The sequence below is a fragment of the Halotalea alkalilenta DSM 17697 genome (assembly GCF_000621205.1).
In the GTDB taxonomy this organism is placed as follows: Bacteria; Pseudomonadota; Gammaproteobacteria; order Pseudomonadales; family Halomonadaceae; genus Halotalea; species Halotalea alkalilenta.
The window spans coordinates 25,262-40,579 of record NZ_KK211234.1; the positions used below are offsets into that span (position 1 = coordinate 25,262).

The following is a 15,318-nucleotide window of genomic DNA, read 5'->3' on the forward strand; positions in this document are numbered from 1 at the left end:
TGAATCCTACGCAAGATTATCCGAAACGCCTCCGTGCCGCCCGCGCCGACACCTTCCACCCCTGGAGCCACCTGGGCATGATCACTCAGCTCGACGACTCGGCCACCGAGACGCTCGCCCCGCGCTATCGCCGCTTTCTCGACCGCCTCGCCGAGCTTGGCTTCAAGGGGCAGATCGATACCGACGACGCCCACCGCACGGTGCTCTCCACCGACAATTCGATCTACCAGCGCCAGCCCCAGGCGGCGATCTTTCCCCGCGACGCGGACGACCTGACGCTCGTCGCGCGCCTCGCCGGGCAGGCGGAGTTCGCCGAGGTGGTACTCACCGCCCGCGGCGGCGGCACCGGCACCAACGGCCAGTCGCTGACCGACGGTGTGGTGGTCGACCTGAGCCGCCATCTCAATCGCATCATCGAGATCGACGTCGAGCGCCGCCGGGTGCGGGTCCAGGCCGGGGTGGTCAAGGACCAGCTCAACGCCGCGCTGAAACCCCATGGGCTGTTCTTCGCGCCCGAACTCTCGACCTCCAATCGGGCGACGATCGGCGGGATGATCAACACCGACGCCAGCGGCCAAGGCAGCTGCGAGTACGGTAAGACCCGCGACCACGTGCTGGCGCTGGATACCGTGCTGATCGGCGGCGAGCGTTTCGAGGCCCGGCCGCTCGATGCCGACCAGGCCCAAGCGATGATCGATGCCGGCGGCAAGGTAGGCGAGCTGCATCGCGTCGCTCGCGAGGTGATCGACCAGCACCGGGAGGCGATCGAGGCGCGCTTCCCTTCGCTCAATCGCTGCCTGACCGGCTACGACCTCGCCCACCTGCGCGACGCCGACGGCCGGCTCGACCTCAAAAGCCTGCTCTGCGGCGGCGAGGGCTCGCTCGGCTTCATCGTCGAAGCGACGCTCAACGTACTGCCCATCCCCAAGCACTCGGCCCTGGTCAACGTGCGCTACGCAAGCTTCATGGATGCCCTGCGCGACGCCTCGGCCTTGATGCACGGCGCCGCGACCCTGTCCCCACCGACGTCGATCGAAACCATCGACGACAAGGTGCTGGGACTGGCGATGGCGGACATCGTCTGGGAACGGGTGGCCGAATACTTCCCTCCCGGCTCGGCGGTGCCCACGGAGGGGATCAACCTGGTCGAGTTCAATGACGAGGATGCCGACGCGCTGGCGAGACGCGTCAAAGCCTTTCTACTCCATCTCGACACCGACCCCTCGGTGACCCGGCTTGGCCATACCGTGGCCTGGGGCCGCGCGGAGATGGCCTCGGTCTATGCGATGCGCAAGCGCTCCGTTGGGCTGCTCGGCAACGTCGAGGGCGAGAAGCGCCCGATTCCCTTCGTCGAGGACACCGCCGTGCCGCCGGAGCGGCTGGCCGACTACATCGCCGAGTTCCGCGCGCTGCTCGATGCTCGTGGGCTCGACTATGGGATGTTCGGCCATGTCGACGCCGGCGTGCTCCACGTACGCCCGGCGATCGATATGAAGGACCCCGCCCAGGCCCGGCTGATTCGCGAGATCAGCGACGAGGTCGCCGAGCTGACCCTGCGCTATGGCGGGCTCCTGTGGGGCGAGCACGGCAAGGGCGTGCGCTCGGAATACTCGCCTGGATTCTTCGGGCCGCTCTATCCGCTGCTGCAGCGGATCAAGACCGCCTGCGATCCGCACAATCAGCTCAATCCGGGCAAGATCGCCACCCCGAGCGGCAGCGCCGAAGCCTCGGCCAGCTGGCGGCTTTTGAAGATCGATGAAGTACCGACCCGCGGCGAGCGCGATCGCCAGATTCCGGTACAAAGCTGGCGATACTTCGGCGCCGCGATGCACTGCAACGGCAACGGCGCCTGCTACAACTACGACCCCGACGACGCGATGTGCCCTTCGTGGAAGGGCACCCGCGACCGGGTCCACTCGCCCAAGGGGCGGGCGACCCTGTTCAAGGAGTGGCTGCTGCGCCAGCACCAGGCCGGCGTCGATATCGAGCGCGAACGCAAGCGGCTTGCCGGCGCCGGTCCGCTCGATCATCTGCGCGCCCTGCCCGCTCGCGCCCTGCGCAGCCTGAAGCGCGAGCGCGATGATTTCTCCGACCAGGTCTACGGAGCGATGGCCGGCTGCCTGGCGTGCAAGTCCTGCGCCGGCCAGTGCCCGGTCAAGGTCAACGTGCCGGATTTTCGCGCCGAGTTCCTCGCCCTCTACCACGGCCGCTACCTGCGCGGGCCGCGCGATCACCTGATCGGCGCTTTGGAGGCGATGATTCCCCGACTGGCGCCGTTCGCCGCGGCCTACAACGCACTCGGCGGCTGGCGCCCCGTCTCCCGGCTGGTGGAACGCTGGATCGGCCTGGTCGACATGCCACGGCTGACCCGCGCGCCGCTGCACAAGCAGCTGGCCGCCTGGAACGTGCCGATCGCTACACCGCAGCGCCTCGACGCGCTGCCGCCCGAGCGCAGGGACCAGGCAGTGGTACTGGTGCAGGATGCCTTCACCAGCTACTTCGATACCGCGGTGGTGCGCGATGTGATCGAGCTGCTGCGTCGTCTTGGCGTCGAGGTGCTGGTCGCGCCCTACGCGGCCAACGGCAAGCCGCTGCAGGTGCAAGGCTTCCTCGGCCGCTTCGAGCGCACCGCCCGGCGTCAGGCCGAGCGGCTCTCGGCGCTGGCCAGCCGGGGCGTACCGCTGGTCGGCATCGACCCGGCGATGACCCTATGCTATCGCCAGGAGTACGCCAAGGCGCTCGGTCCCGGCCAGGCGCCCAAAGTGGCGCTGCTGCAGGAGTGGCTGCTCGACCATCTGGACCGCTTCGCCCGGCCGCTCACTCACCCCGCCAACCAAGCGAGCGCGTACCGGCTGCTGGCCCACTGCACCGAGAAGACCACCGCGCCGGGCTCGGTGAGCGGGTGGCAGCGGCTGTTCACCGCCTTCGGCCTCGAACTCGGCACGCTCGAGACCGGCTGCTGTGGGATGTCCGGCACCTACGGCCACGAAGCGCGCAACCTCGAGACGTCGAAGCGGATCTACGCGCTCTCCTGGCAGCCGAAGATCGAGCAGGCCGGCGAAACGGTGATGCTGGCCACCGGCTACTCCTGCCGCAGCCAGGTCAAGCGTTTCTCCGCGACCCGCCTCGACCATCCCTTCCAGGCGCTGCTGCGCGCGCACAAGCGGGCCATCGACGGCTGATCCTGGGCGGCCCTACCTCGAGCCCACCCACCGGGCCGCTGCAGAGCGGCCCGGTGGATGCCGCATCCGCATTCTCCATCCCGCTCCCACGCCACAGGCCCACCGAGCGCCCATGGCTTCGAACGCCCGCTCTGCAGCAGGGGTGAGAAAAGCGTATGGTGAAAGGGTCACGAAAAATGGAGAGCATCATGAATGACAAGTCAGGCGCTCTGGCGTGCCCGAAATGCGATAGTCAGGAAACGGTCAAGCTACAGCCCGCAGAGGCCCCGGCCCAATTGAAGTGCAACACCTGCGGCTATCTGAGCGAGTACCGCATGGCCTTGATCAAGGCCTGCGCCCATAAGGTGACCGACGCCGCAGCCGCATCGTCCGAGAAGACTACCTAAGCCTTCTCCACGACCCGCCGCTTCGCATGTTCGAATCACTACATCGATCTCATCATCGAGCCCTTCCCACTGGTCCATCGATATGGAGCAGCGGGAAGGGATCGTTCAACGTGAGCCAAAGCGCTTGGATGACATCTGGCGTATCTCGCCATGGCCAGAGCGACCAGAATGAAGTTTGCACCGGTCCTGGTAGAGGCAAACCGAGCACCGAACCTCGACTTGCCGCTGTCACCTAGAGCGAACGCAGGCGGCGAGCGATGCGAAACGATGCCTTGGCGTCAATCGATCGACCAGGTCACGTTGACGCCTGCATCGAGCGTAATCTCACCCTCGCGATACTCGGGCTCGGGAGCACCAGCGAAGCCGGCGGCGCGAGCCACGCTCATTTGCGGGCGGAACACCGGAGCCTGCGTCTCTTCGACTCTAATCACCTGTCCAAGCGAGACGCCCAGCGATTCGGCGATCAGCTGCGCCTTCGCCTGCGCTCGCGCCAGGGCCTTGCGCAAGGCTTCGTCGGAGGCCGCATCGCGGTCGATGAGGTCGTATTGAATCCCGGCGAGATCATCGACACCCGCCGCGGTCAGCGCATTGAGGATGGTCGGTACGCTATCCAGGTCATACAGGGTCAGGCTGACCGGGCGCTCGAGGCGTGTACGAACCAGTGGCTCACGGTTCTGGCCGTCATCCTGCGGGCGGGCGAGGGTCTCCGCCGTCACGCTGAGCGAGCCGGCGCGAATATCCTTGCGCTCGACGCCTGCAGCCTCGATCTTCCTGATCAGCTCGCCCACGCGCGCCTCCAGCCGCTCGCGCGCCTCGGCGAGTGCCTCGGGATCGGTGGAAGCTCCCTCCTCCCTGGACACCGCCGGCGTACGCTCCATCAATCGCGCATTCACCGTCGCCATGTCGGGGGCGACATCGATCGAGCCTTGCGCCTGGACGTAAAGCTCGGGCGGTGTCTTGTCAGCGGCCAATGCCATAGGGGAAAGGGATAGCAGAGCGGCAGTAATAGCAGCGCTTGCGAGGAAAAGCATGGGCGGGCGATGAAATACGTGCATAGGGACTCCTGTCATGGGCATCCATCCGGCTTGCGGGCATAGGATGCCACGAACCATCGCCCAAAGCGTTCCCCTGCGAAAGCCTGATTCCTGAGCAAGCAGCCAACACCATGGTGATCGGGTCCACCAAGCGACAGGGCGGCTGCGGTCATCATCACAGAACGAAACGGCGGCTGGACCGAGAGGTCCAGCCGCCGCTGTTTACATCACTGGTAGCCATCGGAGCAGAATCCGAGCTTGCCGTCAGCCGACACTCAGGAGATGTCAGCGAAGTTGTTGCCCGGACGGCTGTCGATACTCTCGACGTTGGCCCGGTTACCACCCGGATGGCTGTCGATGCTCTCGACGCTGGCCCGGTTGCCGCCCGGACGGCTATCGATACTCTCGACGTTGGCCCGGTTGCCACCAGGACGGCTATCGATGCTCGCATAGGTCGAAGCATTGGCGAACTGCATACTGGTGAGGCCAAAGGCAACGACACTGGCAGCGATGGCGAGCTTGACTGATTTCATGGTTCTGCTCCTTGAGCTGTGTGGGATCAGGCTTCGATCTTCAGCGATTTAATCGTGCGCGACTTTTCTTGCCATGAGCGGGGAAGCGTCTGACGGCTTCCCCTGCTTTCATGAGGATATAATATAGTCAGCGACTTTATCGCGCACGACATGAATTTCGATCATCGAAATAGCGCCCGCCTATCGCGCACTCAGAAAGGTGTCGACGTCGCTGATCAGGTGGCAGGCAATCGCGGGCAGACAGCGCTACCAAAGGAACACCCACCAGCACGACCCCACCACCGCTGGCAGCAGCGCCTCCTCGACGAGACAGCAAGCGCCTACGCCACCCGACCGACTTCGCCCCCAACCCGAGTTTTCCCTTACAGGCTTGACGCTTAGGCTTGGAACTGTATACTACGCCGCGTGCTCAAGGATGTTCCCCGATAGCTCAGTTGGTAGAGCAAATGACTGTTAATCATTGGGTCGCAGGTTCGAGTCCTGCTCGGGGAGCCAACCGCACCGCCCCTGATGTTCCTCGATAGCTCAGTTGGTAGAGCAAGTGACTGTTAATCACTGGGTCGCAGGTTCGAGTCCTGCTCGAGGAGCCACTGCTTTCGCCTGTCTCAATGGACAGTAATCGAAAAACAGGCTTGCACCGTTTACTTCCTCATCATCTATTGCTCCTCGCACTACGTTGGCTGTGACCAGCAGTTGCTCGTAAAATTCTCGCCCTGCCCAGATATTTATCTCCAGTCCTTTGTTACGTTGGCTATACCGGCTAGCGTTAAACAGTTAGTCACCTCTTTTGACTCCCGTCTCATGCGCAGTCGCGACGAACTGCGATAAAAGGCGCATACCAGCGTTCGAAGCCACTCGAGCGGTGGTCTCGTGGCGTCGCCAAGGATTACCCCCAACTGGCCGGTCGTCCGCCCGCCCTCCGTCGCCAAAACCTGAATAGCCGCTTCCAAAATGGTTGGCACCCACTCGGTCGAGCGTCGTGAGGAAATCCGAGGCGTTGGACGATCTGTCATGGGGCGTGCTGGGAATGCGATTATTAAATGCGTTGGGTTGATCGTATTTTGTATTTCAAGACAATGCAGTGCTTTTCCCGGATTGGACACTCCCCTGACTGCCCTGAAAACCGCGCCGGTCTGCCCGAAGCGATCGATCTGCTATTGCTCGACGGCGCGAAGGAGATCTATCCCGAAATCCTCTTCCTCGTGAAAAGCCGTCTGAGGCCCGTCCTCGGCCTGACCGCACCGGCCCCGCGTCCGATACCAAGACTGAACTTAGAGGAGAAACACCCATGACACTCGAAGGAAAAACAGCGATCGTCACCGGCGGTAGCCGCGGAATCGGTCGGGCCTATTGCGAGCGGCTGGCGGCCGATGGCGCCAACCTTGTCATCATCGGCCGGGAGGATGTCACGCCGCTCCTCGCCGCGCTTCCCGGCCGGGGCGAGAAGCTGGCGCTCACCTGCGATGTCGGCGAACCCGCGCAGATCGAGACAGCGGCGGCGGCGGCACTGGCACGGTTCGGTCGTTGCGACATCTTCGTCAACAACGCCGCCTACATGCAGATGACGACGCTAGAGTCGATCACCTCCGAGGTGTGGCGCCGCGTCCATGCGATCAATGTCGAGGCAATCGTCCACTTTGCCAAGGCCTTCGTCCCCGGCATGACGACAGCCGGCTGGGGAAGGATCGTGGCGACAGGTTCGTCCGTAACCCTGCATCCGCAGACACGTGACCTTGCCTACATCTCCAGCAAGGGTGCTGTGCATGGCGTCGTCAAGGCGCTGGCCAACGAACTCGGCGACAGGGGCATCACGGCCAACGCCATCGCGCCGACCGTCGTGAAGACCGAGGGCTTCGCCGAGCGCCTGCCTGCCGAAGGATGTGGCCGATGCGCTCGCGTTCCTCGTTTCCGAGAATGCGGGCTTCATCACCGGCCAGATCATCCACGTTGACGGCGGCCGGACGAGAAGCGGTGCCTGACTTTCCATGCGGGCGGCCAAAGCATGGTCCGCCATCCCCATAGGCTTTTCCGTGAAGAGCAACCAAACGACTGAGGTCGCACATTTCTGACCGCCAAGACCGGCCACGCGAGATACCGAGGCTGGCCGCTTGACATGGCCGGCTTGTGAAGGTGTTCAACCAGGAAAACGAGCTGGTCGCCAGCTACGACATTCTCACCCTGGTGGCCAAGCGTCCAGGACAGCGGCAACGACAGGGCAGTGGCCTACCAACACACTTGATCAGGACGTGGCAGCCGCTGGCAGCCCTCGCAACGATGCGACAGGCGATCCCAGAATCACCATGGCCTGAAGAATGAAGCCCACCAGCGCGACCAGCAGGCAGGCGGACTCTCCCCAGCCAGCTCCCACCAGCCCGCCCAGCGCGGCTCCGATGGGGCGCGCGCCAGCGTTGGCCGTCAGGAATACAGAGGATACGCGGCCGAGCAAGCCGTCAGGGGTCATGCTCTGGCGCAGCGTCGTCGTGGTAATCGTCCATATCATGGGCCCGGCGCCGAGCAGGAAGAAGCATAGCGCCGCCAGCCAGGTGCTGGGCAACACCAGCGTCGCGGCGAGGCTGGCGGCGGCGAACACGCCGGCGATCGGGCCGACCTGAATAGCCCGCCCCAGGGGCAGCCAGGCGACCACTCGCGCTGTCGCCAGCGCGCCGACGATCATACCTGCGCCATACAATGCCAGCGTAGCGCCCACCGCTCCCGCGCCGAGACCCAGGGTTCGGATCGCATACGGCACATAGGCGGCCTGCAGCGCGAACCATGAGAGATTGAAGATCACGCCAGTGATCATGATCGGTCGCAGCAGCGTATCTCGCCAGACGAAGAGCGCGCCCTCGGCCACTTCGCGCAGTGGATGCCGCCTCGGCGTAGATACCGAGGAGGCTGCGGGTCCGGCCAACCGCAACAGCAGGCCAATGGCAGCCGCCGACAATATGGCGGCCAGGACGAAGGCGGCCGATGCGTCGGCCGATGCGACGAGCGCCCCCGCGACGGCTGGACCGGCAGCGAAGGCCGCGCTGCGAGCCAGCTCCAAGCGGGCGTTGGCTGACGCCAGCGCCTCACGCGCGACCAGAGATGAGACCAGCCCAGGGGCCGCCACGCTGAAGCCGACGGTACCAACGGCACCCACGAAGCCGAGCACGGCCAGCCAGCCGATGGTCAGCGTGGAGCACAACAGCGCCAGCAGCATGGCCAGCAGAGACGATAGCCGCAGCCCCTCGCTCCAGAGCATCAGCCGCCGCCGGGGTAATCGATCAGCCAGCACGCCCAGCGGCAGTGACAGCAGCAAAAATGGCAGGGTCTGCATGGCCGCCAACATGCCTACCTCACCAGGGCCGGCCCCCAGCGCCAGCACGGCGATGAGCGGCGCCGCCGCCAGGCTTAGCTGTTCGGCGGATTGAGCGGCGAGGTTCGACCAGGCCAGGCTGGAGAATGAACGGGGAAGCAAGCGTGACTGCGTGAAAGACGCCATGGATTTCGTTTTCCTTGTATCTCCGGCGACTTCAGCCGACTGCGCCATTTTCGCAGTCCATACTCGCCGGGAATCCTATCGATGCGTTGCTTCACCATCTTTCCCCCAGAGTGCCGACGATACGTGCCATCTCCGGACATCTCATTGGCTATGGCATTGCAATGCTTGCCGAAGGCAAACGCAGAGCCGACTCCGCGAGGTTGAGATTCGGTTTGCCCCGATTCTCAAGCCTCTCGCGGTACAACGAAAAAGCCCGGCGAACCGGGCTTGGTGTAGACGCAACATCACGACCCCGGCCTGCCGAAGCAGGCCGGGGCTGTCGTTTTGCTCCAGCAGCTTGAGTAGGAACAGGCGAGATCGTGAACAGGTTCTGAGATCAGATTCGATACATAGAGAGGCAATCAGCCCGACTCGTTCATCGGCCTGTACTGCACGCTGAGGTATCCACCGTCTCTCCCTTGATCATTCGCGCGTAGACCTGAAAGCTCAGCTTAGGAGTACGCTTTTGAGTATCGAAATCCACGTGGATCATTCCGAAGCGGCTGCCATATCCGCTGAGCCACTCGAGATTGTCGTGGCTGGACCAGACGTGGTAGCCGCGCACATCGGCGCCATCGGCCATGGCGCTCTTCATCGCCTCGATGTGCGTGACCAGGTAGTCGCAACGCCTCAGGTCCTCGACCTTGCCGTCGACGAGCTGGTCCTCGTCGGGAAACCCGGCGCCGTTTTCCGTGATCACGACGGGCGGATTGCCGTAGTCGAGCCGGATCCGCTCGAGCAGGGCCTTGAACTGATCGGGCCTGACCGGGCCGTTGAAGGCGGCATTGGAGGTATCGGGGACGTACATCTGCGCCGCATAGATCGTGCTGGCCTGGGCCGGGCGACGGACGAACAGCGGGGCGTAGTAATTGATGCCCAGGTAGTCGAAGCGCGCCGCCCCGATCCGGGCGGCGTCGCCTTCCTCGATCCCGGTGTCCAGATCGAGCTTGCGCGCCAGCTCGAGCACGTCCTCGGGATAGGCGCCGTGATACATCGCGTCCAGGAACCACCGATTCAGGATACCGTCGGCGAGTAGGGCGGCCTGCTTGTCGGCCTCGGAGGCGTCATCGGAAGTCAGGGTTGGGAAGAGAGGAAGGGCCAAGCCAATCTGCCCGGCATAGCCTTGCCTTGAAAAGCTCTCCTTGGCCGCGGCCGAGGCCAGCAGGATGTGGTTGAAGGTCTTGAGCGCGTCGGCCAGGTGTGCCTGATCGGGAATGATCTGCATGTCGCCAGACACCCCGTTTAGCCGATCTTCCGCCAACTGTTTGGTGGCGCGCTCGACGGTCGGCTCATTGATGAGCACGTAGGTGTCGACCAGGTCGGAGAAGTTGGCGAACACCACCTGCGCATAGCGCTGGAACCAATCGATCGACTTGGGATCGCTCCAGCCGCCCGCCGCTGCCAATTGCGCCGGCATGTCCCAATGGTAAAGCGTGAGCATCGGCTCGATGCCGGCCGCCTTGAGATCGGTAATGAACCGACGATAGTGCGCGATGGCCTTGGGATTCACTGGCCCCTGCCCGTCGGGAAGAATCCGCGGCCAAGAGATCGAGAAGCGATAGCTGTTCAGCCCCAGCGCCTTGAACAGCGCGATATCCTCCAAGTACTGGTCCCGATCGTAGAAATTGATCGCGACAGCGCCGGAAACGCCGGGGCCGGCCAGGCTGTGATCATCCAGGTACACATCCCAGATCGAGCGGCCCTTGTTGTCCGCGGTCGTCGATCCTTCGACCTGGTAGGCCGCCGATGCCGCGCCCCAGCGAAAGGGTCGCGATGCCTGGACCAAACCAGCCATGGCGTCCGGCTCTGCAGCCAGAGCGACCAGCGAACGAGTTTTCATCAAACCTCCGAAGGTTGGGACCAGCGACAGAACAAATACTATCCGACACGAACCAGGCGGACACCGTTTTCGGGGAAGACGCTCTTCGCCGGGCGGGAGCCGCCGCTTAGCCGATCGTGTCTCGAGAAGCGTCTCGGCAGTACCGCACGGTCATCGCTCCCGGATTTGCCCAGCTGAAAAAACCGCCCCGGGTGTGCACTTTTCATCGGCCAGGATGAGCCTAAAGGACTAATCTAATCGTCGAATGCCTGAGGACTGCTCAGACGTCACCCTCTTGTTTCTGCTCAACTTGGCCCTCGGGGTTTCCGGCATGCCGCGATCCACCTTGACGAATCGGCGCGCGTCGAGCGGTGTCTACGCGCTCGCCCTATCAGCCTTCGTCTTCAACACCAGCGAATTCGTCCCGGTCGGGCTTCTGAGCGATATCTCCTTCAGCTTCGGCATGCCGGTGACACACGTCGGGCTGATGCTGACCATCTATGCCTGGGTGGTAGCGCTGACCTCTCTGCCGTTCATGCTGTTAACCCGCCGCATCGAGCGCCGGCGGTTGCTGATGGGCACACTGCTGCTGTTCATCGCTGCCCATGTGGTCTGCGGCACTGCCGGCAGCTATGCAATGCTCGTGGCCGGACGCGTCGGCATTGCATTTTCACACGCGGTGTTCTGGTCGATCACCGCCTCGCTAGCGGTGCGTATCGCCCCACCAGGCAAACAAGCGCAGGCGCTAGGACTGCTGGCCGCCGGCACCTCGATCGCGATGGTGCTGGGCATCCCGGCCGGGCGCGTGATCGGTGATCTGATCGGCTGGCGCACCACCTTCTTGTTGATCGGCGCAGTGGCAGCGCTGGTCATGGTCGCCCTGCGCCTGCTGCTCCCCAGGCTGCCCGCACAGAACGTTGGCTCGTTGACGAGCATCCCACTGCTGTTCCGCCGGCGAGTACTGGTCGGGCTCTATCTGCTGACCATTGCAGTAGTCACCGGCCATTTCACCGCCTACAGCTACATCGAGCCGTTCGCTCAAACGGTTGCAGGACTGACGCCATTGGATACCACCACCCTGCTACTGGTGTTCGGCGGCATGGGCATTCCCGGCACGATTCTGTTCGGGCGCTGGTATGCGCACCATTCCAATGCCATGTTCGTCGGTTCGATCGCACTGGTGGCAGCCTGCCTACTGGGGATCGCGGTTGCCAAGAGTCATTACTGGACGATGATCACGCTGTGCGCCCTCTGGGGCCCGGCCATCATCGTGTTCGGCCTCGCCATGCAAGCGCGCGTGCTGGAACGCGCACCGGAGGCCACCGATGTGGCAACGGCGATCTACTCGGCGACCTACAACGTCGGCATCGGTGCCGGGGCCCTGCTGGGCAGCGACGTGAGCGTGCAGTTGGGCCTGAGCGATGTAGGCATGGTGGGCAGTGCGCTGGTAGCCATCGGGCTGCTGATCAGCATCTGGGTCATCCGCCAGCACCCGGATGTCGGCATGCCGGTCCCTCCCGGCACGCCGCGCCCGCATCCCGATGCGCCTCCCGGTGTCTGGCGACGTTGGCGCAACAGGCACGCTGCTCGCCGCGGTTGAGGCTCGGGCACTTAGTGGCGGATCTTTCGCTGAGCAAGGCGATGCCGCAGGATATCCTGTCAAAAAGGGACGTTCGTCGACCCTCCAATGAACATCGCCTAAAGCTCGAAGTTTTGTATGGGACCAGGAATTAGTCTACTTCGGGCCGTTTTGACGGACTGCGGCTTCATCGGCTAGATGCCACGCAAGAGCGTCGCGGCAATGACGCGATCGGCCGAACTCTAACCTGGTGATATTCAGCCAGGAATACGGGCGATGACCTTGATCTCGAAGTCGAACCCCGCGAGCCAGTTGACGCCGATCGCGGTCCAGTTCGGGTAAGGCGCGTCGGGGAAGACTTCGCTTTTAACGGCCATGATCGTATCGAACTGATTTTCAGGATCGGTATGATAGGTAGTCACATCGACGATATCGTCGAGCCCGCAGCCACCCGCTCGCAGGGTAGCCTCGAGATTGGCGAACGCCCGTCGGACCTGGGCCTCGAAGTCCGGCTCGGGCGAGCCATCGCTGCGACTGCCGACTTGACCGGACACGAATAGGAGATCATCCGATCTGATCGCTGCGGAATAGGTCTGTGAGGTATAGAGGTCATGCCGACCAGCGGGAAAAATGGCGTCACGCTTTGCCATGAGTATCTCCTTCAATAGGCCGATAACGACCCTGTGATTTATGGTCAGGAAACTCTATACGCCCATGTCTAGTGGATAAACGTCCCACTGCTACAAACACTGTTTTCAATCTCCAAACAATCATGAGGTGTTGGAAAAGCAATGGACCGTTTCGACGCAATGCAGGCATTCGTCCGCGTGGTGGAGACTGGCAGCTTTACCAAGGCGGCCGAATCACTTCATATGAATAAGACCAGCGTAACGCAACTTGTGAAAAATCTTGAGGCGCGACTGCGCGTAAAGCTGCTCAATCGAACGACTAGAAAGGTGAACGTAACGGCCGACGGAGCAGCCTACTACGATCGCGTCGTAAAGCTTTTGGAAGATATGGACGACGCCGAAACCAGTCTGTCCAATGCTTCAGCATTGCCTCGGGGTCGTCTGCGAGTGGACGTTCCCAGCCCTCTGGCCCGAATGATCCTTATTCCGGCCCTACCCGCGTTCCACGCTCGATATCCTGACATTCAGCTCGATATGGGGGTAAGTGACCGCAGGGTAGACCTGATCAGCGAAGGCGTGGACTGCGTCGTACGGGGAGGAGAACTGACCAACCTATCCTTGATGGCACGCCGCGTGGGCGACCTGCAACTTGGAGTGTACGCAGCGCCGAGCTATCTGGAGCGTGCGGGCATGCCGTCGCACCCTAAGGAGCTGGCGCTCGAGGATCAGCGCATTGTGGGCTTCACCTGGGCTCGCCTCGGCAGCGCCTTGCCTTACGTCATGCATCATGACGGTGAAAGTTTCAAAGTGCACGGCCGCTACGTAATCGCCGTCGACGATGGCAATGCCTACCTTGCGGCGGGGGTGGCCGGCCTGGGAGTGATATGGCTCCCTCGCTACATGGCCACCGAACACCTGGCAAGAGGCGAGTTGGTGCGTCTGTTCGATGATTGGCATCTCGATCCAATGCCCCTGTACATCGCATTTCCACCGAACCGGCACGTCAGCGCCAAACTGCGTGTGTTCATCGATTGGATCGCAGAACTGATGGCCAAGCATGCGCCTGTAATCAACCAGACGAGGGTGCATGACCCACTAACTTTGCAATATGGCGGTCTCAATGATTAAGGCCCATTGGTCCATAGCGGACGATCGACCTTCTCGACCATAGCCTGACGGGCTGCGCGGTGCTCGAAATCGAGGGCATCTTGAACGCCACCACCAACTACCTGCTCGACGCGATGACGACACGAGGGCTGGGCTTCGACGATCCCCGCGAGCGGCATGATGTCGACCGGGTTGGCAAGCACCACAGCGGCATGGAAACATCGGCCACGCCTCGTGTCTGCGGAGTTCGAACTTGAGCCGCAGTAGATGCCGATGGCCAACCAAAGTTGGTAGGCTTGCCGTTTCGCAGCTTCACACTAACCACCGGGGAGACCCCATGCAGGGATTGAAGGCTTTCTTATCGAGCGACATGGCGCCTGGGATTGCGCTGATGCTGGCCGCTGCCTTGGCACTGGTGGTGGCGAACTCTCCGGTGCAAGAGAGCTACTTCGCCCTGCTCCACAGCTATCTGGGCGGGCTGAGCGTACAGCACTGGGTGAACGATGCGCTGATGGCGCTTTTCTTCCTCATGGTTGGCCTCGAGGTGAAGCGCGAGTTTCTCGTCGGCCAGCTCGATAGCTGGCCCAAACGCGTTCTACCCGGCATCGCCGCCATGGGCGGCGTGATCGCCCCGGCGCTGATCTACGTCGCGTTCAACTGGCGCTCCCCGGAAGGACTGAACGGCTGGGCCATTCCTACCGCCACCGACATCGCTTTCGCCCTGGGGGTACTCTCGCTGCTCGGGTCTCGAGTGCCGGTGGCGCTCAAGGCGCTGCTGGCGGCGATCGCCATCATCGACGATTTGATCGCGGTACTGGTGATCGCTCTGTTCTATACACCCGAGATCTCGATGTTCCATCTTGGGGGCGCCGGGCTGCTGCTGCTCGCGCTGATCGCCCTGAATCGGCTTGGCGTCGCTCGTCTAACGCCGTATCTGCTGCTGGGTGCGGGGCTTTGGTGGTTCGTGCTCCAGTCGGGTGTTCACGCAACGCTGGCAGGCGTTGCACTGGCGATGACCATTCCGATGACGGCTTATCGTGGCGGAAGGGAGAGTCATTCACCGCTGGAGCAGCTCGAACATCGACTCGCTCCTTGGGTCGGGTTCCTGATCGTTCCCCTCTTCGGCTTCGCCAATGCCGGCGTCTCCTTCGCAGGCTTCACCCTCGACATGCTGCTCAACCCGGTGCTGCTGGGAATCGCCTGCGGGCTCTTCTTCGGTAAGCAGATTGGGATCTTCCTCACCATCAGGCTCTGCGTGGCACTGGGCATCACCCAGCGCCCGGACGGCTCGAGCTGGGCGCAGGTCTACGGGCTGTCCTTGCTCTGCGGCATCGGTTTCACCATGAGCCTGTTCGTCAACCTGCTGGCTTTCGACTCCGAAGCCCTGCAGGAGGCAGCGAAGGTAGGCGTGTTTGCCGGCTCGCTCGCAGCCGGGCTGCTCGGCTGGGCGGCGCTGAGGCTGACTTCGTCATCCAAAGCGCAGCATTCCGTCCCGGATGAGCGCGCCGCATGAGCTGATTGCCGAT

The 15,318-nt window shown here is 63.0% G+C and carries 13 protein-coding genes, 2 tRNA genes and 1 pseudogene; 11 read left to right on the forward strand and 5 right to left on the reverse strand.

Annotated elements, in window-relative coordinates; all coding sequences use genetic code 11:
* The first annotated feature begins 77 nt into the window (after nt 1-77).
* A complete protein-coding gene (gene ydiJ / locus Q376_RS0119515) occupies nt 78-3,182 on the forward strand; it encodes a D-2-hydroxyglutarate dehydrogenase YdiJ (RefSeq protein WP_027351719.1) in 3,105 nt (1,034 codons plus the stop codon).
* A 188-nt stretch (nt 3,183-3,370) separates the two neighbouring features.
* Nucleotides 3,371-3,568 (forward strand): hypothetical protein, encoded by a 198-nt coding sequence (locus Q376_RS0119520; RefSeq protein ID WP_027351720.1) that lies wholly within the window; start codon nt 3,371-3,373, stop codon nt 3,566-3,568.
* Nucleotides 3,569-3,846: 278 nt separating this feature from the next.
* Here the strand turns inward: Q376_RS0119520 and Q376_RS0119525 are convergent, their stop codons facing one another.
* Nucleotides 3,847-4,545, reverse strand: a complete 699-nt coding sequence (locus Q376_RS0119525; protein WP_245599005.1) for an SIMPL domain-containing protein — start codon at nt 4,543-4,545, stop codon at nt 3,847-3,849.
* A gap of 332 nt (nt 4,546-4,877) precedes the next feature.
* Nucleotides 4,878-5,135 (reverse strand): hypothetical protein, encoded by a 258-nt coding sequence (locus tag Q376_RS0119530; RefSeq protein WP_027351722.1) that lies wholly within the window; start codon nt 5,133-5,135, stop codon nt 4,878-4,880.
* 419 nt (nt 5,136-5,554) lie between these two features.
* On the opposite strand from Q376_RS0119530, the gene Q376_RS0119535 reads away from it, so the two are divergent.
* From Q376_RS0119535 to Q376_RS25570, 5 genes and pseudogenes are all read left to right on the forward strand, one after another.
* Nucleotides 5,555-5,630, forward strand: a tRNA-Asn gene (locus Q376_RS0119535).
* A gap of 19 nt (nt 5,631-5,649) precedes the next feature.
* Nucleotides 5,650-5,725, forward strand: a tRNA-Asn gene (locus tag Q376_RS0119540).
* Nucleotides 5,726-6,175: 450 nt separating this feature from the next.
* Entirely contained in the window at nt 6,176-6,427 is a 252-nt protein-coding gene (locus Q376_RS25005) for a hypothetical protein (RefSeq protein ID WP_043449000.1), read from the forward strand.
* Nucleotides 6,424-6,987: pseudogene (locus Q376_RS25465) on the forward strand (SDR family NAD(P)-dependent oxidoreductase); the annotation flags it as partial. The gene Q376_RS25005 and the pseudogene Q376_RS25465, both read left to right, overlap by 4 nt.
* A gap of 28 nt (nt 6,988-7,015) precedes the next feature.
* Complete coding sequence (locus Q376_RS25570; protein WP_162177925.1) at nt 7,016-7,114, forward strand: SDR family oxidoreductase; 99 nt, start codon at nt 7,016-7,018, stop codon at nt 7,112-7,114.
* Nucleotides 7,115-7,374: 260 nt separating this feature from the next.
* Here Q376_RS25570 and Q376_RS0119550 read toward each other — a convergent pair whose 3' ends face one another.
* Entirely contained in the window at nt 7,375-8,619 is a 1,245-nt protein-coding gene (locus tag Q376_RS0119550; RefSeq protein WP_027351724.1) for an MFS transporter, read from the reverse strand.
* 415 nt (nt 8,620-9,034) lie between these two features.
* Nucleotides 9,035-10,498 carry a glycoside hydrolase family 1 protein gene (locus tag Q376_RS0119555; protein WP_052365562.1) on the reverse strand — a complete coding sequence of 488 codons (1,464 nt, stop codon included), beginning with the start codon at nt 10,496-10,498 and terminating at the stop codon, nt 9,035-9,037.
* A gap of 274 nt (nt 10,499-10,772) precedes the next feature.
* Here Q376_RS0119555 and Q376_RS23650 point away from each other — a divergent pair, with 274 nt between their 5' ends.
* Nucleotides 10,773-12,077 carry a sugar transporter gene (locus Q376_RS23650; protein ID WP_211266727.1) on the forward strand — a complete coding sequence of 435 codons (1,305 nt, stop codon included), beginning with the start codon at nt 10,773-10,775 and terminating at the stop codon, nt 12,075-12,077.
* Between the two features lie 236 nt (nt 12,078-12,313).
* On the opposite strand, the gene Q376_RS0119565 is transcribed toward Q376_RS23650, so the two are convergent.
* The gene (locus tag Q376_RS0119565) at nt 12,314-12,706 is read right to left on the reverse strand and encodes a RidA family protein (RefSeq protein ID WP_027351726.1); all 393 of its coding nucleotides are present in this window, start codon (nt 12,704-12,706) and stop codon (nt 12,314-12,316) included.
* A gap of 141 nt (nt 12,707-12,847) precedes the next feature.
* On the opposite strand from Q376_RS0119565, the gene Q376_RS23655 reads away from it, so the two are divergent.
* The 3 genes from Q376_RS23655 to nhaA all read left to right on the forward strand — a co-directional run bounded on the left by Q376_RS23655 (nt 12,848) and on the right by nhaA (nt 15,305).
* Nucleotides 12,848-13,813, forward strand: coding sequence for a LysR family transcriptional regulator (locus tag Q376_RS23655; protein ID WP_043449003.1), 966 nt, complete (start codon nt 12,848-12,850; stop codon nt 13,811-13,813).
* Nucleotides 13,814-13,836: 23 nt separating this feature from the next.
* Nucleotides 13,837-14,049, forward strand: a complete 213-nt coding sequence (locus tag Q376_RS25260; protein WP_281173379.1) for a hypothetical protein — start codon at nt 13,837-13,839, stop codon at nt 14,047-14,049.
* Between the two features lie 80 nt (nt 14,050-14,129).
* On the forward strand, nt 14,130-15,305 hold the full coding sequence (nhaA, locus tag Q376_RS23660; RefSeq protein WP_052365563.1) for a Na+/H+ antiporter NhaA: 1,176 nt from the start codon (nt 14,130-14,132) through the stop codon (nt 15,303-15,305).
* Nucleotides 15,306-15,318 lie beyond the last annotated feature (13 nt).